The sequence below is a fragment of the Dyella telluris genome (assembly GCF_014297575.1).
In the GTDB taxonomy this organism is placed as follows: domain Bacteria; phylum Pseudomonadota; class Gammaproteobacteria; order Xanthomonadales; family Rhodanobacteraceae; genus Dyella; species Dyella telluris.
In genome coordinates, this window is sequence record NZ_CP060412.1 from 869482 (window position 1) to 889272 (window position 19791).

Annotated in this window: 14 protein-coding genes and 1 tRNA gene; all 15 read right to left on the bottom strand. The window is 65.7% G+C overall.

Translation table 11 applies throughout. The annotated features are described in order from the left end of the window. Positions 1 to 426 precede the first annotated feature (426 nt). The 15 genes from H8F01_RS04010 to H8F01_RS04080 all read right to left on the bottom strand — a co-directional run bounded on the left by H8F01_RS04010 (position 427) and on the right by H8F01_RS04080 (position 19477). Positions 427 to 519: transfer RNA gene (locus H8F01_RS04010), tRNA-Ser, on the bottom strand. A 75-nt stretch (positions 520 to 594) separates the two neighbouring features. After that, positions 595 to 801 (bottom strand): carbon storage regulator CsrA, encoded by a 207-nt coding sequence (csrA, locus tag H8F01_RS04015; RefSeq protein ID WP_187057780.1) that lies wholly within the window; start codon positions 799 to 801, stop codon positions 595 to 597. A 269-nt stretch (positions 802 to 1070) separates the two neighbouring features. After that, positions 1071 to 3707 carry an alanine--tRNA ligase gene (gene alaS / locus H8F01_RS04020; protein WP_187057781.1) on the bottom strand — a complete coding sequence of 879 codons (2637 nt, stop codon included), beginning with the start codon at positions 3705 to 3707 and terminating at the stop codon, positions 1071 to 1073. Between the two features lie 84 nt (positions 3708 to 3791). Continuing rightward, positions 3792 to 4283: a regulatory protein RecX gene (locus H8F01_RS04025; protein ID WP_187057782.1), complete on the bottom strand. Its 492-nt coding sequence runs from the start codon at positions 4281 to 4283 to the stop codon at positions 3792 to 3794. Between the two features lie 98 nt (positions 4284 to 4381). Continuing rightward, entirely contained in the window at positions 4382 to 5413 is a 1032-nt protein-coding gene (gene recA, locus H8F01_RS04030) for a recombinase RecA (RefSeq protein ID WP_187057783.1), read from the bottom strand. A gap of 126 nt (positions 5414 to 5539) precedes the next feature. After that, on the bottom strand, positions 5540 to 6046 hold the full coding sequence (locus H8F01_RS04035; RefSeq protein WP_187057784.1) for a CinA family protein: 507 nt from the start codon (positions 6044 to 6046) through the stop codon (positions 5540 to 5542). A gap of 260 nt (positions 6047 to 6306) precedes the next feature. Further along, a complete protein-coding gene (locus tag H8F01_RS04040; RefSeq protein WP_238481143.1) occupies positions 6307 to 7452 on the bottom strand; it encodes a dipeptidase in 1146 nt (381 codons plus the stop codon). Further along, positions 7436 to 8839, bottom strand: a complete 1404-nt coding sequence (locus H8F01_RS04045) for an amidohydrolase family protein (RefSeq protein WP_238481144.1) — start codon at positions 8837 to 8839, stop codon at positions 7436 to 7438. The genes H8F01_RS04040 and H8F01_RS04045 overlap by 17 nt, the downstream gene beginning before the upstream one ends. Before the next feature lie 67 nt (positions 8840 to 8906). Then, on the bottom strand, positions 8907 to 9746 hold the full coding sequence (locus tag H8F01_RS04050) for a uroporphyrinogen-III synthase (RefSeq protein ID WP_187057785.1): 840 nt from the start codon (positions 9744 to 9746) through the stop codon (positions 8907 to 8909). 51 nt (positions 9747 to 9797) lie between these two features. Continuing rightward, positions 9798 to 11237, bottom strand: coding sequence for a siroheme synthase CysG (gene cysG / locus H8F01_RS04055; protein ID WP_187057786.1), 1440 nt, complete (start codon positions 11235 to 11237; stop codon positions 9798 to 9800). Positions 11238 to 11267: 30 nt separating this feature from the next. Then, positions 11268 to 13973, bottom strand: coding sequence for a nitrate reductase (locus H8F01_RS04060; protein WP_187057787.1), 2706 nt, complete (start codon positions 13971 to 13973; stop codon positions 11268 to 11270). Continuing rightward, on the bottom strand, positions 13970 to 15202 hold the full coding sequence (locus H8F01_RS04065) for an NAD(P)/FAD-dependent oxidoreductase (protein ID WP_187057788.1): 1233 nt from the start codon (positions 15200 to 15202) through the stop codon (positions 13970 to 13972). Before H8F01_RS04065 ends, H8F01_RS04060 begins: the two co-directional genes overlap by 4 nt. Beyond that, complete coding sequence (gene nirD, locus H8F01_RS04070; protein WP_187057789.1) at positions 15199 to 15546, bottom strand: nitrite reductase small subunit NirD; 348 nt, start codon at positions 15544 to 15546, stop codon at positions 15199 to 15201. The genes H8F01_RS04065 and nirD overlap by 4 nt, the downstream gene beginning before the upstream one ends. 3 nt (positions 15547 to 15549) lie before the next feature. Further along, a complete protein-coding gene (nirB, locus tag H8F01_RS04075) occupies positions 15550 to 18114 on the bottom strand; it encodes a nitrite reductase large subunit NirB (protein ID WP_187057790.1) in 2565 nt (854 codons plus the stop codon). 25 nt (positions 18115 to 18139) lie between these two features. Then, complete coding sequence (locus H8F01_RS04080) at positions 18140 to 19477, bottom strand: MFS transporter (protein WP_187057791.1); 1338 nt, start codon at positions 19475 to 19477, stop codon at positions 18140 to 18142. Positions 19478 to 19791 lie beyond the last annotated feature (314 nt).

The following is a 19791-nucleotide window of genomic DNA, read 5'->3' on the forward strand; positions in this document are numbered from 1 at the left end:
CGCCGTCGTGGGCCTCGCCGGAACGAGAAGCGCGAACCATTCCTCTCGCTCGCAAAGCCGTCATTCCGGCGCAGGACGGAATGACGGAGTTGAGCGTGCTGCCAGAACCGCACATCTCCACACCAGACGCGCAAAAAGCCCACTAGGGGCTTCGTTGAATGACGCTGTTTCGTGGAGGTCGGGATTGTTCGGCTCATCCATGAGCCTCACCCTTCCGCGCTTCGCGCTCCAGGGCCAGCCTGCGGCTGTCCAAATTTGCTCCAGGCAAAATTGTCGACTGCGGAGGCAGGATGCCGAAGCGAACATCGGCACCGCCGATGGCCCGAAGGGCGAGGTGCAGGATGCACCGAGTTACCAGAGGGTTCGTCCACACTTCTCTCTCCGCCAGATACGCAAAAAGCCCCACTAGGGGGCTTTTTGCGTATCTGGCGGAGAGAGAGGGATTCGAACCCTCGATAAGGCTTTTGACCCTATACTCCCTTAGCAGGGGAGCCCCTTCGGCCTCTCGGGCATCTCTCCGTTTTTTTGCCCGCATCTCTGCGGAGCCGGCAAGGATACTAACCGGCGCGCTCAAGGTAAAGCTTTTATCGCCTGTCAGTGTTCGCCAGTACCGCCGGAGGCGTCGCCATCCGGCTCGTGCTCGTTCTTGATCCGCTGATAGATCTCTTCACGATGCACGGCAACGTTCTTGGGTGCGTTAATGCCAATGCGCACCTGGTTGCCCTTGACGCCTAGAACGGTAACGGTCACCTCGTCACCGATCATCAAGGTTTCACCGACCCTGCGGGTCAGAATCAACATGTTTGCCACTCCATGAATACTTTGGTCACAGGCCCACAGACGGTTATGCCTCACCCCTGAGCTAACCGCCTGAACAGTTCGACGATTGTACCGCCGAAGGCCCTACCGCCTTCCCCGGTTTCATGCCACAGACTAGGCATCCCCTGTGATGCCATGTCGCGCGACACCGTCGCAACCATCGGTGCCGGCAGTGTCTGGGATACTAGCCGAGCGTCCGATGGCAGTGCAATGCGTAAACGCCAACGGAGTATGGTCGGTTGACCCGCCAGTCAGGAGGCCAGTCGCTGACCAATCCAGCCCGCCAGGCCATCCAGGATGCCGGGCAGTTCCGGGGTGTCTGAACCGCCGCCCTGAGCCATGTCCGGTCGGCCACCGCCCTTGCCGTCGATCTGGCTGGCCACATGGGCAACCACGTCACCGGCCTTCACCCGGCCCAGTGCCTTTCCGTTCACGCCGGCCACCAGGGACACGCGGCCGTCAGCCGCCCCTGCCAGCAGCACCACGCAATCGACGAGCTGCTGCTTGAGGTTGTCCATGCTGTCACGCAGGGCCTTGGCGTCCAGACCTTCCAGGCGGGCGGCGACGACCTTGATGCCGTCGACGTCCTGCGCCGTGCCGGCGAGGTCGGCCGTCGCCGAGCCGGCAGCCTTGGCGCGCAGCGATTCCAGCTCGCGCTCCAGCTTTTTCTGCTTGTCGAACAGCTGGCGAAGTTTCTCAACCGCCTCGTCACCATGGGACGAAAGCAGCTGCGCGAACTCACCCAGGCGACGTTCCTCGTCGGCCACGTAGGCCAGCGCACCAACACCGGTCACCGCTTCGATGCGGCGCACGCCCGAGGCCACGCCAGCCTCGCTGACAATCTTGAACAGGCCGATATCACCCGTGCGGCCCACGTGCGTGCCGCCACAAAGCTCGGTGGAAAACTCGCCCATCTTCAGCACGCGCACTTCGTCGCCGTACTTCTCGCCGAACAGCGCCATGGCGCCGAATTCGATCGCGTCGTTGTAACCCATGTGATGCACTTCGGCCGCTTCGTTGCGACGCACTTCGGCATTCACCAGGGCTTCGATCTCGCGCAGCTCTTCCGCGCTCATCGGCTTGAAGTGCGCAAAGTCGAAGCGCAGTCGCTCCGGCGCTACCTGCGAGCCCTTCTGGGTAACGTGCTCGCCCAGCACCTTGCGCAGGGCAGCGTGCAACAGGTGCGTGGCCGAGTGATTGAGCACGATGGCCTGGCGGCGCGTGCCGTCGACATTGGCCTCCACCACATCACCCACGCGCAAGGCCTGCTTGCCGTGCCACTGGCCGGCATGGCCAAAGAACACGCCACCCATCTTGAGCGCATCGCCCACGGTGAACGAACCTGCGGCAGACACCAGCGCACCGGTGTCGCCCACCTGTCCACCGGACTCGGCGTAGAACGGTGTACGGTCAAGGATGACAAGACCTTCCTCGCCATCGGTCAGCTGATCGAGCTGCTTGCCAGCACGCACAATGCCAACCACCTTGCTGCCCTGGCTGGTCAAAGCGTCGTAACCGAGGAAGACGGTCGGCGCCAGCTGGCTGGCCAGCTCGGCCGGCATCTGGCCCTTGGCTTCGAACTTGCCGCCTTCGCGGCTGCGCTCCTGCTGTTCCTTCATGGCCTGCTCGAAGCCGTCCATGTCCACCGTCAGGCCGCGCTCGCGCGCGATATCGGCGGTCAGGTCGATCGGGAAGCCATAGGTGTCGTACAGGCGGAAGGCGTCGGCGCCGGGAATGCTGTCGCTCGACCTGGCGGCCACGGCGTCGAACAGGCGCATGCCGTTCTCCAGTGTTTCGCCGAAGCGGCGCTCTTCCGTGCGCAGGGCGTCTTCGACGAAGGCCTGTTTCTGCGCCAGTTCCGGATAGGCCTCGCCCATCTCTTGCACCAGCGGCTTGACCATCTTCCAGAAGAAATCGCCACGCACGCCGAGCATCCAGCCGTGGCGCAAGGCGCGACGGATGATGCGGCGAAGCACATAGCCACGGCCTTCGTTGGAGGGCAGCACGCCGTCGACAATGAGGAACGAACAGGCGCGGATGTGATCGGCGATCACGCGCAGCGACTTGTTGGCCAGGTCCTTGGTGCTGGTCAGTTCGGCAGCCACCTGGATCAGGTGCTGGAACAGGTCGATTTCGTAGTTGGAGTGCACGTGCTGCAGCACGGCGGCCAGGCGCTCCAGGCCCATGCCGGTATCCACGCACGGTGCCGGCAGCGGCGACAACGTGCCATCGGGCGCGCGGTCGAACTGCATGAACACGAGGTTCCAGATTTCGATGTAGCGGTCGCCGTCTTCGTCCGGCGAGCCCGGCGGGCCACCCGCGATGCCTTCACCGTGATCGAAGAAGATTTCCGTACATGGACCGCACGGGCCGGTGTCCGCCATCTGCCAGAAATTGTCCGACGCGAATGGCGCGCCCTTGTTGTCGCCGATGCGCACGATGCGCTCCGCCGGCACGCCCACTTCCTTGTTCCAGATGTCGAAGGCTTCGTCATCGGTGTGATACACCGTGACCCACAGCTTGTCCTTCGGCAGCTTGAAGACGCCGGTCAGCAGCTCCCACGCGTAGGTAATGGCGTCGCGCTTGAAGTAGTCGCCAAACGACCAGTTGCCCAGCATTTCGAAGAAGGTGTGGTGGCGCGCGGTATAGCCCACCGCATCCAGGTCGTTGTGCTTGCCGCCGGCACGCAGGCAGCGCTGCACGTCGGCCGCGCGCACGTACGACAGCTTTTCGCTGCCCAGGAACACGTTCTTGAACTGCACCATGCCCGAGTTGGTGAACAGCAGCGTCGGGTCGCTGGCCGGCACCAGCGAGCTGGACGGCACGATGGTGTGGCCCTTCGAGCGAAAATAGTCGAGGAAGGTCGAGCGGATTTCGGCGGTTTTCATGCGGCTGGGGAAGACCTGGCGGAATGAGGCCACGTCCGGGGAGCGGCACCGAAGCGACGCCTATCCGCCCCACCAGCGGGGAGCTCAGGCGTCGTCGTCGGCTGCGTCGTCCACGTCGGCGTGGGTAACACTCCGTACTGTGGCGGCGGGAAAGCCCCGACGCAAGAGAAATTGCGCCCTGCGGGCCTTTTCGTCGCGATCCGGCGCCGATCCGGCGCCAAAACGCCGCCTCAGCTGGGCCAGCGCGCTGGCCTCCCAGTCCACCTCGGCCTCGTCCAGCACGGCCCGGATCCGGGCCTCGGACAGGCCGTGGCTTTTCAGCTCGGCCCGTACCCGCATGGGGCCGTAGCCCTGCGAGACCCGGCTGCGCACCAGTACCCCGGCGAAACGATCGTCGTCCTGGTAGTGCTGCTCGCCGAGGCGGTCGATCGCCGCGCCAGCTTCTTCACCTTCGTAGCCCTTCTGCCGCAGCTTGAGCTTCAGCTCCCGCCGCGAATGCTCGCGGCGCGCAAGCATGCCCAGCGCCTTGTTGTAGGCACTGGGCTTGCCGGGCTTGTCATTGCGATCGCTGGCCATGGTTCCAGCCTGCCCCGGGGCAGGCGATCAGACCGGGGCGGCAAGCTTGGGGGCGGCATGCGACTCGCCTGCCCCATCCGGCACGCCCCGGGCGCCGATCAGGCTTCTTCGGTTTCCACCGCCGGCAGCGGCGAGGAACCGTTGCTCACCAGCAGGCGGGCACGCAGTTCGGCGTCCACTTCGTTGGCGATGGCCGGGTTGTCGCGCAGGAACTGGCGGACGTTTTCCTTGCCCTGGCCGATGCGGTCGCCCTTGTAGCTGTACCAGGCACCGGACTTGTCGATCAGGTTCTGCGCCACGCCCAGCTCGATGATCTCGCCTTCGCGCGAGGTGCCCTCGCCGTAGAGGATCTCGAACTCGGCCTGGCGGAATGGCGGCGCCACCTTGTTCTTGACCACCTTGACGCGGGTTTCCGAACCGATGACTTCCTCACCCTTCTTCACCGCGCCGATGCGGCGGATATCCAGGCGCACCGAAGCATAGAACTTCAGCGCGTTGCCGCCGGTGGTGGTTTCCGGGCTGCCGAACATCACGCCGATCTTCATGCGGATCTGGTTGATGAAGACCACCAGGCAGTTCGACTTCTTGATGTTGGCGGTGAGCTTGCGCAGGGCCTGGCTCATCAGGCGGGCGTGCAGGCCCACGTGAGAGTCACCCATTTCGCCTTCGATTTCAGCCTTGGGCGTAAGCGCGGCGACGGAGTCGACCACCACCACGTCCACCGCGCCGGAGCGCACCAGCATGTCGGCGATTTCAAGCGCCTGTTCGCCGGTGTCGGGCTGGGAGACCAGCAGGTCTTCCACGTTCACGCCCAGCTTGGCGGCGTAGGACGGGTCCAGTGCGTGCTCGGCGTCGACGAAGGCCGCCGTGCCGCCGTTCTTCTGGCAGTTGGCGATGACCTGCAGGGTCAGCGTGGTCTTGCCCGACGATTCCGGACCGTAGATCTCGACGATGCGGCCGCGCGGCAGGCCGCCGACGCCCAGCGCGATGTCCAGGCCCAGCGAACCGGTCGAAACGGTCTCGATCGCTTCGTCGGAACGGTCGCCAAGGCGCATGACGGCACCCTTGCCGAACTGCTTTTCGATCTGGCCGAGGGCGGAGGTGAGCGCCTTGCGCTTGTTGTCATCCATCGTCTTGAATCCTGGAGGTTGGCAGTGAATGTGGAGGCATGATGCCCGCGGCTGGTCTCACGGGCTGCGATCTCAGGAGGGGAAGTATCCCATACCGGTCAACCCGGTCCCTGCCGTCGGCGCCCGTCAGTCCGTCAGCGTCTTGAGCACGCCGCTGAGCGCCGCGGCGACGGTCTGTCGGCGCACCGCCTCGCGGTCGCCGTCGAAATGGAACAACTGGGCATAGGCGTAGCCACCGCGCCGTTTCCAGCCGATCCAGACCGTGCCGACGGGCTTGTCCGGCGTGCCGCCGCTGGGCCCGGCAATGCCGGTCACGGCCACCGCGACGCCCGCGCCAAAGCGCGACAACGCACCGGAGACCATCTCCAGCGCGGTCTCCTCACTGACCGCCCCGGTACGTTCCAGCGTGCGGGGATTCACCCCCAACAGGGCTTCCTTGGCTTCGTAGCTGTAGGTAACCACGCCGGCATCGAACCAGGCCGAGCTGCCGGGCAGATCGGTCAGGGCCTTGGCGATCCAGCCGCCGGTGCAAGATTCGGCGGTCACCATCATCAGGCGCCGCTGCTGGGTCGCGCTGGCCACCTGTTCGGCCAGTGCCTGGAGTTCGGCATCGGAGGGTACGGACAACGTCATGGGGGATCCCTGGGGAGTGGGGGCAAGCTGGTCGTTCTACCGCGTGGGGGCGATCCCGCCAAGGGTTGGAGTGCCAAGCCCTTGATGGGAATGCCGACCGCCAACTTACCCTCAACGTCGCCCCCCTTCACCGTCATTCCCGCGAAAGCGGGAATCCAGCGCCTTTCTGGGGCGATCCGTACAAAGCCAAGTCACTGGATTCCCGCTTTCGCGGGAATGACGATGAGGGATAATGCGGCGTCGACAGGGCCCGCTGACGCTCAGCTCCCCCAGACGGTTTCGGCGTACTTGAGGAAATTCAGACCCAGGATCTTTTCGATGCGCCCGCCGGAATAGCCCTTCTGCGCAAGCAGCTGGGCCAGCTTGTGGAATTGCTGCGGGCCGCGCAGATCCACCACGAAGGGATAGGTATCCGGCCGCTCGCCCGCCGCACTGATGCCCGCGGCCTGACGCTCGGCAATCTCTTTCGCCAGCTGGGCCTGATAGGCCTTGAGGTCATCGATCTGCGTCACCGTGCCGTCGGTGCCGATGCCCACGTGGTCCTCGCCACACACGTTCACGGCGTGATCGATGTGCGCCACCACGTCCTCGGCGCGCGCGTGGCCGGACGCATTGACGAACGGCATGAAGTAGATACCGACAAAACCGCCCCGCTCCGCTACCAGGCGCAGTTCCGCGTCGGTCTTGTTGCGCGGCAGGTCGGTCACCGCACGGCAGCCGGTGTGGTTGATCGAGATCGGCGCCCTGGATACACGCGCGGCCTCCAGGCAGGTGTGCTCGCCACTGTGTGAAAGATCGACCATCACGCGGCAGGCGTTGAGCCGTTCCACCACGTCGCGCCCGAATGGGGTCAGGCCGCGATTCTCCGGCGCCATCGAACCATCGCCCAGCTGGTTCGCCGGGTTGTAGGTGAGCTGGAACACGCGCACGCCCAGGTTGGCGAAAACATCCACGCGCGTGGCGTCCTTGCCCATCATGGCGCCGTTCTGGAAGCCGTAGATCAGGCCGATCTTCTTCTCGTCGTGGGCACGGCGGATATCCGCGGCGGTAAGTACCTTCAGCACATCGCCCGCATGCCCGCGTACCAGCGCATCGGTGGCGGCGATGTCGCGCACGCTGGCCTCGAACGGGTCGTCCGGCCCGGATACATAACCCAGCGTCACGTTCACTGCCGTCAGGCCGGAGGCATGCGCCTCGGCCAGCACACGCGGCGTCATGCCCGGAACCAGCGAATCCGCGCCCTGGTTGGGATCACCCAGGCCGCCCAACGCATTGATGATGATGCCGCTGTCGGAAGTACCAACGCCCTTGGGCGAAGCGCCCAGCGTTTCCAACGGCAGCAGCGATGCCGCCGCCGCGCAGGTCATGCCGGTAAGGAACGTGCGTCGATCAATCGTCGTCGTCATGGCCCATTTCTTCCCGGGTAACCGGCTTGTAGTCGGCGCGCGGATACTCGTGCCCGCGCTTGACCGTCAGGCGGATGCTGTGGAGGTTGCCGATGTCCTTCAAGGGGTCGGCGGACAACACGGCGAAGTTCGCCAGCTTGCCCGCTTCGATCGAGCCCATGTCCTTCGCCTGTCCCGCGGCCTGCGCGCCCACCAGCGTGGCCGAGTGCAGGGCTTCCAGCGGAGGCATGCCCACATCGTGGGCAAGGAAGAAGATCTCGTCGTAAACGGACGGCCATACCTGATCCACGCCGCCATCGTTGTCGGTACCCGTGGAAACCGGCACGCCCGCTTTCCATGCCTGGCGAACCAGCCGCGTGGTGGTTGGCCCCGTGCAGCGCAGCGGCTTGCGATCGGGGTGCGCTTTGCGCTCGGCGTCATAGCGCACGAACAGGCTGCCGGTGGCATCGAGAATCGTGCCGTGCTTCAGCATGTCCTTGTAGAGCCCCGCGATCACGGGATCGTCGCCGCGTGGCGCGAGCAAGGCGTCGTGGAACGGCGTGTGGTCCTCGTAGGACTTCAGCATCACCGGTTCCAGCTGGTAAGCGAGATAACAGGCATGGCTCACCACATCGACACCGGCGTCGATGACATCGGCCGGACGCGTGGGAAACACCGCACTGTGCGCCCACACCATGATGTGCTGCCGGTGGGCTTCGGCGGTGATTCCCTTCACCAGCTCCGGCGGAAGATCCGCGTAGACCTTGATGGCGGTGGCGGACGTGCCGCGAGCCAGGGTCACCGCTTCGCGCAGGTCGGTCTTGTCGTTGATCTCCTGCATCCACGGGCTATGGCCCGGCGTCACGCCATAGCTGGCGGCGCCCACGCGGGGGTCGGCGAAGAAATCCGGGCCGGCCATCAGCGCGGCGTAGTAGATATCCGGTGCGGGAATCTCGCCGGCACGCGCCTCGCGCGCCAGCTCGCCCACCGAACGCAGGTCGTCGGCCATGTCCCGAACGGCAGTGACGCCCGCATACAGATTGCGACGCAGGATGGCCTGGGCGCGCTTCGCGTTCGGCGGCGTGGCCATGTGCACATGGCTGTCGATCAGGCCGGGAATGACGTAACCGCCATGCAGGTCCACCGTGTGCACGCCGGCCGCGCGCGCGCCTTCCAGCGTGCCGTGCGGCCCCACCGCCACGATGCGTTCGCCGCGCACCAGGATGTCCTGATTCGCCCGTGGCGCGGCGCCGGTGCCGTCAATCACCGTGCCCCCCGCATAGAGCGTCACGGCGTCGGTCGTCGAGGGGCTGACGCCATCGCTCCCCGCAGCAAAGGTGGCGGGAACGGACAGCGCAAGAAGCAGCGCCGCCATCAGGCGTGAAACCGGTCGTTGGTGGGTATGCATGAGCGGCGATGCTACACATCGCGTTTGCGGCATCACAAGCATGCCGAAGGTACGACCTGCATGCGGGTTACCGGGCGAGCGCGCCGATCAACGCCTGCGTCAGCGGTTTCAGGTAATAGCTGCCTTCCGGAACGGCCTGCACCGCCACGCCATGCCGCGCCAGCGACTCCACCACCAGCGGGCCCACGGCTGCCACCACCGTTTGCGACAGGGCCGCCTGCCAGGCACCCCGCTGCCCGAGCCGGTCGGCCAGGCGAAAGAGCCGCTCCACCTGCTGCAGGCTGGTGAAGGCCACCGCGTCGATGCCGCCCCCGGTCATGCGCTGCATCAGCGTGGTCACCGCTGCATCGTCAGAGGCATCGGCATAGCGATAGGGCGCGACCGGGCGCACGATGGCACCGGCCGCCGCCAGGAAGTCCATCAGCGGCGTGTTGGGATCGGTGCCGTACAACTGCACCCCTACGCGCCGGCCATGCAGGTCAAGCTGCTGTAGATACCCGATCATCCCCTGCGTGGTGGCGGGCTCGACCACCACGTCAGGACGCAGGCCCAGTTCGCGCAGCACGCGCCCCGGCTTGGGACCGCGAGCGATGATGCGCATCGCGGCAAGCTGCTCGACGAATGGCGTGCGCAACCCCGGCTCGTGGCGGTCGATCGCGCCCAGCAACCGATGCAGGCCCTCGCCCGTGAACACGAGCAGGTCATCGCAGGTACCCGCGTTGATCTCGCGTATCCATGCCAGCACCGGAGCGGGATCGGCGGCATTGCGGATATCCACCAGCGGGCAGCGCAGCACGCTGGCGCCACGACGCTCCAGCAACGCGGCAAACACGTCCAGCTCCCGCGATTCGGGAACGGCAATGCAACGGCCGCCCAGCGGCCCTTCCGTGCCCACAGCCTCATGCATGACCCTGCACCTCCGGGACTGATGGCCCGCCATGGCACCGCATGCAGCCCATCAAACCGCCTCCATCTCTACCGGCACCGTGCCAACCTCATGCCCGGCATCATCCACCAGTTCGCCGTACCACGCGTGCTGGCGTGCGAACGCCGCGACCTCGCCGATGATCAGCAGCGCCGGTGTCTTCAGCGCGTGGCGACGGGCCTGCGACGTCAGCGTGGCCAGTGTGGCGACCATCACGCGTTGTCGCGGCAGCGTCCCGTTCTCGATGATGGCGCAAGGGGTTGCCGCATCGCGCCCACGGGAGATCAGTTCTGTTGCCAGCGCTTCAAGCTTCTCCACACCCATGTAGATCGCCAGGGTCTGGCGGGGATGGCCGGACACCTGGTCGCCCAGCGTATCCGCCGCGTCCTTGCCGTGCGCCGTGAGCAGGCAAAGCGACTGTGCATGGTCGCGATGCGTAAGCGGTATGCCGGCGAATGCCGCACAAGCGACGGCCGCCGTGATGCCCGGCACCACGTCGCAGTCCACCCCATGCCGGCGCAGGTAGGCGAGTTCTTCGCCGCCGCGCCCGAACACAAAGGGATCGCCGCCTTTCAGGCGCACCACGCGGCGCCCTTCGCGCGCGTGGGCCAGCATCAGCCGATGGGTATGTTCCTGCGCCACCTGCCGACCACCGCATCGCTTGCCCACGTCAATGCATTCAGCATCGCGCCGTGCCATGGCCAGCACCTCGGGACTCACCAGCTGGTCATACAGGATTACATCCGCCTGCTGCAGCTCACGCAGCGCCTGCAGCGTCAGCAGGCCGGGGTGCCCCGGACCCGCCCCCACCAAGGCCACCGAACCCTTGCTGCCCGGCGGCCTTTCGTCCTCCAGCGCCTCCTGCAGGGCTTGCCCGGCCTGCCCCGGCTTAGCCTGCCGTAGCAGCGACAGCACCGGACCATCGTGCAGCCAGTCGTAGAAGCCTCGTCGTGCAGCGGTATCAGGGAAGCGACCCACGATGCGTGCACGGTGCTGCTGCGCCAGTGCCACCAGCGCCCCCAGCGAGTGGTCGAGCACGCGCTCCAACTGCTCGCGGATCCGGCGCCCGATCGCCGGCGCGGCGCCGGCCGTGGATATCGCCACCGTCAACGGTGCGCGATCCACCACGGCGGGCACATGGAATTGCGACAGCGCGGCATCGTCCACCACGTTGGCAAAGGTGCGTCGCTCTTTTGCCTGCGCCGCGATGCTTGCGTTGAGCGCGCGATCATCCGTAGCGGCGATGACCAGCCACATGCCGTCAAGCCAGGCCGGCTCGAACTCGCCATGCCTTCCCTGCACTTTGCCAGCCTCGATCCACGCGACCACTTCTGGCTCGAAACGCGGGGCTCCCACCCATACGTCGGCGCCGGCATCCAGCAAGGCCTTGGCCTTTCGCAGCGCCACGCTGCCACCGCCTACCACCAGCACGGGAAGACCGCTCACATCGGCAAACAAGGGATAGAGCTTCATGCTTCGCCTCCGTACTGTCGTCGGGTCATGTCATGCCTCGGTCGCCGCGCGCGATTCGGCGATCAGTCGTTGCAGCTCCGGCACGCACGAGCCGCAATTGCCACCCGCGCGCAGCGTCGCCGTGATCTTGGCGGTGGTATCCAGTCCTTCCTTGCGGATGGCCTCGCAGATCGTGTTCCTGCCTACGCCGAAGCACGAGCACACCACCGGGCCGGTATCAACGCCGGCCCCCGGCGGCTCGCCGATCAGCAGGCCGGCGCGATCGATATCCTCCAGGCGTTCACGCGCGAACAGGCTCGACAGCCATTGACGCGAAGGAAGATCCGGCCGCGATGAAAGAAACACGCAGGCATCGATGCGATCGTCCAGCACGTGCACCGCACGATAGACGCCGGTAGTGCGGTCCTCGTACTCCAGCCAGTCCGCATCCGGGTCGTTCACACCCAGCCAGGCCCTGGCCCAGGCACCGCAATCACCGGGGCGCTCGCGATGGGCCAGCTCGTAGCGGAAGAAGCGCTCGCCCTGGATAAGGGTCCAGTAGCTCAGTTCCGATGCCGGCAGGAAACGACGCCCGAATGCAAAGCCATACCAGCGCACGGGGAAGGGCTCGATGCGCACGGGCGTGTGCTTGAACTCCGGCTCACCGGATACCGGATCCACCACCGGGTTCACCACGCCCCCCACGCGCGCATCGGAGGCGAACTGATCGTTCCAGTGAATAGGCACGAAGACATGGCCGGCAAGCACATCGCCACCATGCCGCACACGCGCCACCATCGCGCCCCAGCGGGACTGCACCCGTGCAAGCTCACCTTCGCGCACGCCGCTGCGCAATGCATCGTGCGGATGCATGTCGATGTACGGCTCGCTGATATGCCCGGCCAGCCGGGGTGACTTCCCGGTGCGCGTCATGGTGTGCCAGTGATCGCGTACTCGCCCGGTGTTGAGTACCAGCGGGAACTCGGCATCCGGTGCATGCACGGGCGCACGGGCCTTCGTGGCGACAAAGCGAGCCCGGCCGTCAGGGTGCGCAAATCGGCCGTCCGAAAGTACGCGTTGCGTTCCCTCGCCATGCTCATTGACCGGCCACTGCACCGGTGCCAGGTTGGCGTAACCCTGCGGCGTGAGCGCCGACATGCTCCCGAGATTCAGCACCCGCGGTGCAGCAGGCAGTCCGTCGTCGCATGCCTCGTGATTGCGGAAGGAGGTAAGCCGCGCATGCTCCACGAAAATCTGCTGCGGCGTCTCGAACTCGAAACCTTCCACGAAACCAAGGCGCTTCGCGACGTCGCACACGATGCGCCAGTCAGCCCTCGCTTCACCCGGCGCCGGAAGAAACGGCCGCTGCCGGGAGATGCGCCGTTCCGAGCTGGTCACGGTGCCATCCTTTTCGCCCCAGCCCAGCGCCGGCAGCAACACATGGGCATGCACATTGGTGTCGGTGCGTTCGATGATGTCCGAGCACACCACGAATTCGCATGCATTCAGCGCGCGCTTCACACGGTCGGCGTCCGGCAGGCTTACCACCGGGTTGGTGCCCATGATCCACAGCGCCTTGACCTCACCCTCCAGCACGGCATCGAACAAGGCCACGGCCTTCAGGCCGGGTTGCGAGGCCATGCGTGGCGACGCCCAGAACGATTGCACGATGTCCCGGTGCACGGGATCGTGCAGCTCCATGTGCGCTGCCAGCATGTTTGCCAGCCCACCCACTTCGCGTCCGCCCATGGCGTTGGGTTGCCCGGTGATAGAGAACGGGCCAGCGCCTGGCTTGCCGATACGTCCTGTCAACAGGTGACAGTTGATCAGGCTGTTGACCTTGTCCGTGCCGCTGGACGACTGGTTCACACCTTGCGAGAACAGTGTCACGGTCTTCTCGCAACGCGCGAACAGGCGATAGAAGGCCAGCAGATCGGACAGCTGCACGCCACACGCCTTTGCCACCACGGCTGGCTCGGGCGCGTCGTTTTCGGCGGCAGCCAGCGCTTGTGCCAGCCCCAGGGTGTGCGCGTCCACGAAGCTCGCATCCATCACGCCATGCTGGAACAGGAAGCTGAGCAGGCCGTTGAACAACCACACGTCGGTGCCAGGCTTTACCGGCAAATGCAAATCCGCGGACTCGCACGTGGCGGTGAAGCGCGGATCGATCACCACGACGCGCGCACCCGCCTCCTTCGCCGCGGCGATGCGCTGGAACACGACCGGATGGCACCATGCCGTATTGGAACCCACCAGCACGATCAGCTCGGCACGGTCGATGTCCTCATAGCAGCCTGGCACCAGATCCTCGCCAAACGCGCGCTTGTGGCCTGCCACCGCCGACGACATGCACAGCCGCGAGTTGGTGTCGATGTTGGCCGTGCCGAGATAGCCCTTCGCCAGCTTGTTGACGACGTAATAGTCCTCCGTGAGCAACTGCCCGGAGACATAGAACGCCACGGCATCGGGCCCGTGCTGCTCGATGACACGGCGGAAGCCGTCGGCCACGCGGTCGAGTGCATCGTCCCAGCCGGTGCGGAAAAACGCCCCGTCCGGCCCGCGCAGCTTCGGGTGCAGCAAGCGCCCCTGCAGGTCCACCGTCTCCGCCAGTGCCGCGCCTTTCACACATAGTCGCCCATGGTTGGAACCATGCGAGGGATCACCCGCCACGCTCACCGTGCCCAGCGCATCTACACCTGCCAGCACACCGCAGCCCACGCCGCAGTACGGACAGGTGGTAGCAACGCGGGCGCTCAAGGCTGCCCTCCCGTTGCCTGGCAATAGGCCTGGCCGAACAACAGGCGATCACGCCAGCGCGCGACATCCGTGCGATGGTTGATCAGGTCGACGTACCAGCTTCCATCGCGCGCGTCGCCGTAAAGCACGGCGCCCACCAGTCGCGGGCCGTCGAGCACCAGCCGCTTGTAGATGCCGCGCCGGGGATCGCGCATCACCAGGTCCTCCGTGCCCGCACCGCCCATGAAGTCGCCGGCGGAGTAAAGGTCGATGCCGGTCACCTTCAGGCGCGTGGCGGTTTGCCCGGTGCGATAGCGACGATGGCCGAAGCGCGCGAGATGGGCCGCGCAGACGTTCGCCTGCTCCCACACCGGCGCAACCAGCCCGAAGGTCAACTGGCGATGCTGCACGCATTCACCCACGGCATAGATGCTGGGGTCGTAGGTCTGCAGCGTGTCATCCACCACGATGCCGCGCTCGCAATAGATGCCGCTTTCCTGCATCAGTGCGATATCCGGTTGCACGCCGATGGCGATCACCACCAGATCGGCCTCCACGCAGCTGCCGTCGGCCAGCCGCACCCGCTCGATGCGGTCCTTGCCCTCGAAGGCGGCGGTCTCCGCACCCAGCCGAAGGGCTAGCCCCCTGCCCTCCAGATTCCTTGCCAGCAGCTTTGCCGCATCGCCATCGAGCTGCTGATTGAGCAGCACGTGACTGCGATGGATCAACGTGACCTGCATGCCACGCCGTGACAGGCCGTTTGCAGCCTCGATGCCCAGCAACCCGCCACCGATGACCGCCGCGCGCCGGTGCCGGCCCGCCGAGGCGACCATGTGTTCGACATCGTCGATGTTGCGGAACGACACGATGCCGGGCAGCTCGTTGCCCGGCACCTTGAGCATGGCGGGACGCGAACCGGTGGCGATCAGCAATCGGTCGTAGGCACGCTCGATTCCGTCACGCGAACGCACGACACGTCGTGCGCGATCCACCGACACCACCGGGTCACCCCGATGCAGTTCGATGCCCCGCTCGGCGTACCAGGCCGGCTCGTTGAGCATGATCTCGTCGGCCTGCTTCTCGCCGCTGAGCAGCAGCGACAGCAGGATGCGGTTGTAGTTGCCGTAGGGCTCCGCACCGAACACGGTGATGTCGTAAAGATCCGGCGCAAGCTGCAACAACTCCTCGACCGTACGCATGCCGGCCATGCCATTGCCGATGACCACCAGGCGTGGACGCGGTCTATTCATGCATCCCCACGCCTGACCTGCACCGTGTCGCCCTCGCGCCGCACCTGCCATGCGTGCACGGCCAATGCCGGCGATTCCAGGCATTCGCCCGTGCACAGGTCGAAGTGCTGCTTGTGGATGGGCGAGGCGACCACCACATGCCCGCCCAGATCGCCGACCAGTCCACGCGACAGCACTGCCGCGCCGGTCGACGGATCGACATTGTCGATCGCATAAAGCTCGCCGCTGGCCATGTGGAACACCGCTACCTGTTCGCCGTCCACCAGGGCGCAAACGCCCGTATCGGGGACAATGTCGTCGATCGCGCAGACCGACATCCAACCGGCACAGTCTTTGGTCGCCATCACTCACTCCGTTTCCACGACGGCGGGGATACGCCCGCGGCGCGCCTGTTTTTCCGCTGCCGTCGCCGGGCGGATCTGCCCACGTTCGGGCACGAAGTCCACACGATCATCGCCGGCATCGCTGTTGACGAAATGCTTGAACCGTCGACGTACCAGTGGATCAGTGACGGCCCGCTTCCACTCGCATTCGTAGGTATCGACGACCTGTTTCATCTCCGCTTCGAGTTCCTCGCCGATGCCCAGGCTGTCGTGGATGATCACGTCGCGCAGGTAGTCCATGCCGCCATCCAGGTTGTCACGCCACACACTGGTGCGCTGCAGGCGATCGGCGGTGCGGATATAGAACATCAGGAAGCGGTCGATGTAGCGCACCAGCGTGTCGCCATCCAGATCGCCGGCCAGCAGCTCCGCGTGCCTCGGCTTCATGCCGCCATTGCCGCAGACGTAGAGGTTCCAGCCCTTTTCGGTGGCGATGATGCCGACGTCCTTGCTCTGCGCTTCCGCGCATTCGCGCGTGCAGCCCGACACGGCGAACTTCAGCTTGTGCGGCGAGCGCAGGCCCTTGTAGCGGTTCTCCAGATCGATGGCCTTGCCCACCGAATCCTGCACGCCATAGCGGCACCAGGTGGAGCCCACGCAGGATTTCACCGTGCGCAGCGACTTGCCGTAGGCGTGTCCGGATTCAAAGCCCGCGGCGATCAACTCCTCCCAGATCAGGGGAAGCTGTTCCACCCGGGCGCCGAACATGTCCACGCGTTGGCCACCGGTGAGCTTGGTGTAGAGGCCGTACTTGCGGGCGATCTGGCCGATGGCGATCAACCCGTCAGGCGTCACCTCGCCACCAGCCATGCGCGGCACCACCGAGTAGGTACCATCCTTCTGGATATTGGCGAGAAAATAGTCGTTGGAATCCTGCAGCGAAGCATGCTCACGCTGCAGCACGAACTCGTTCCAGCACGAGGCCAGAATGCTCGCCGCCACCGGCTTGCAGATATCGCAGCCCAGCCCATGGCCATGCCGCGCGAGCAACTCGTCGAAGCGATGGATCTGGCCCACGCGCACCAGGTGATAGAGCTCCTGTCGCGAATAGGGGAAGTGCTCGCACAGGTGGTTGTTCACCGCCATGCCCTGGCGCTTCATTTCCGCCTTCATGATCTGCGTGGCCAACGGCACGCAGCCACCGCAGGTAGTACCTGCGCGCGTGGCCTGCTTCAGCGCACCGATGGTGGTGGCTCCCGCTGCCACGGCCTCGCACAGCTGCGCCTTGCTTACGTTGTTGCACGAACAGATCTGCGCCGTCGCGGGCAAGGCATCCACCGCCAGCCCCGGTTTCGTCGTGCCCTCCACGAGCGGGAGCATCAGCGATCCCGGCGAATCGGGCAGATCCAACCCGTTGAGCATCATCTGCAGCCAGGCGCCATAGTCGGTGGCGTCGCCCACCAGAACGCCGCCGAGCAAACGCTTGCCATCGCCCGAGACGACCAGCTTCTTGTAGATCTGCCGGTGCTCGTCGCTGTATTGATACGAACGACTGCCCGGCGTCGCGCCGTGGGCGTCGCCGATGCTGGCCACGTCCACGCCCATCAGTTTGAGCTTGGTGGACATGTCCGCTCCGGCGAACTCCGGCAGGCTGGGCGCCTGGCTGCGCACCAGCAACGCGTGCAGGTGATTGGCGACCACGCGCGCCATGTCATAGCCGGGCGCCACCAGTCCGAACACCTTGCCACCCCATTGCGCGCACTCGCCGATGGCGTAAACGTCGCGATCGCGCGTGCGGCAGAAGTTGTCCACCATGATGCCGCCACGCTGGCCCACGCCCAGCTCGCTGCTGCGCGCCAGTTCATCGCGCGGACGAATGCCTGCCGAGAACACGATGAGATCGGTTTCCAGATGGCTGCCGTCAGCGAACGTCATGCGATGGCGCATCGCTTCGCCATCGGAGATCCCCAGCGTGTTCTTGCCGGTGTGTACCACCAGGCCGAGGTCTTCGATGGTCCGGCGCAGCACCTGGCCGCCGGCATCGTCCACCTGCACCGCCATCAGGCGCGTGGCGAATTCCACCACGTGCGTTTCCAGCCCCATGTCGCGCAGCGCCTTGGCGCATTCCAGCCCGAGCAGGCCGCCGCCGATCACCACGCCGTGCGTCGAACGCGTGCCCCAGTGGGCGAGCTCATCCAGATCGTCGAGCGTGCGATACACCAGGCAGCCCGGGCGATCATTGCCGGGAATGGGCGGCACGAACGGCGTCGAGCCGGTCGCGATCACCAGCTTGTCATAGGCAATGACGTCACCGTCGCTAGTGGTCACGCGCTTGATCGCGCGATCGATGCCCACGGCGCGAGTGCCAAGCCGCAGCGACATGCCGGCCTGCTCGAAGAACCCCGGCGTCACCAGCGAAAGATCATCGGCGCTCTTGCCGGCGAAGAATTCGGACAGGTGCACGCGGTCGTATGCCGGCCGGCTCTCCTCGCACAACACGGTGACTTCCAGCCCCGGCGGCTGCAACGACGCCAGTTCTTCGAGCAGCTTGTGGCCAACCATGCCGTTGCCCACGACGACCAGTTTCATTCCCATCCCGATGACCTCCGTGGATTCAGTCGATGGCCATGACTGGCCCGCCTGCCTGTTGCAATGCCTCCCGGTAAAGCCGCTCTTCGTCGGCCGTGTGCTCGCGGCTGAAGCGCACCGCCAGCGCGCACACGGAACCGGCGATCACGAAGCAGCCCAGCACCAGGAAGCTCTGTTGCACCGAGCCAGTGAATTTCTGCAGGAACCCCGCAGCCACTGCGCCCACGTTGCCGCCCGCGCCGACAATGCCTGCCACGCCGCCAAGCGCCCTGCGATCGATGAAGGGCACCAACGCATACGTGGCGCCGCAGGCCATGTGGGTGAACAGGCCGAACGAGAGCATCGCCGCGATGGCCTCGCCCGCGGCATGCGCACTGGAGAACCACAGCAAGCCAAGCCCTTCGCAGAGCATCAGCACGCACAACAGGCGCGCACGTGCGGAAAGTCCGCGCTGGCGCGCGAGCCGGTCAGACGCCAGTCCACCCAAGGCACGCGCAAACAAGGCGAGCAGGCCGAAACAGCCCACGGCCAGCCCCGCCCCGCCAAGACTCAAGCCGAAACGGTCGACGTAATACGCCGCCGCCACGCCGTGCACGAACAGCTCGATGCCGAAGCAACCGGCGTACGTCACGAACAGCATCCATACGCGGTAGTTGCCCGCAGCCTGCAGGAACGCCGACCACCCACCCCGCTTGCCGCTGCCCACCGCCACGCCACGCGCACGCAGTTCGCGGTAGTTGCCCTCGGGACAGTCCTGGGTGCAGCGCCAATACAGCACGCCGACAATCACCATCAGCGCGCCCGGCAACAGCATCGCCACGCGCCAGCCGGCGCCATGCGCCACGCCCAGTGCCACGACACCGGCCAGCACCATCGGCATCACCGCCTGCGCCGCGCCGCCGCCCGCATTACCCCAGCCCGCCGTCGTGGCATTGGCCGTACCCACCACATTGGGCGCGAACATCACCGACGTGTGGTACTGCGTGATCACAAAGCCGGCACCCACCATGCCGATGGCCAGCCGCGCCACCAGGAATGATGCATAGCCTTGCGACAACGCGATGCCGAACACGGGAATGGCACCGAGCAGCAGCAAGGCGGTGTAGGTCCGTCGCGGCCCGAAGCGATCGCACAACGGCCCCACCAGCAGGCGGCCGAACACGGTGACCGCGACGGCCGCGATGGTGATGTTGGCAATCTGGTCCTTGCCCAGCGCGAACTCGCTGCGCACCAGCGGCATCAACGGCGCGATCGCAAACCACGCGAAGAAGCACGCAAAAAAAGCCATCCAGCTCAAATGGAACGCCCGCATCTGCGGCGTGCGCCACTGGAACAATTCGATCCGCGTCGCCTTGCCCGACATACCACCCCCGCCCCGAAGATGATGGAATGCTCCCTGCCGGCCGCCATGGCGGCCGCAGCCCCTCCCCGGGGCCTCCTGCATGTTGCTATGCAACACATATGCCACCGGCAGGCAGCACGGAAAAACGGGGACTTAGGCGGAATGCCTCAGGAGAAAGCCCATCGCCCTGCACCAGCGAGCGCCCTGTACAGGGCCAGTTGCACCATTGCAGTGCAGCAATACCAAGCACACGGACAAACAGGGGCCAGCCCCGCCCCGCGGCAAGCTCAACAGGGCGCTCGCTTGATCAGTATCGCGGCGAGGCGGTGCTGCCC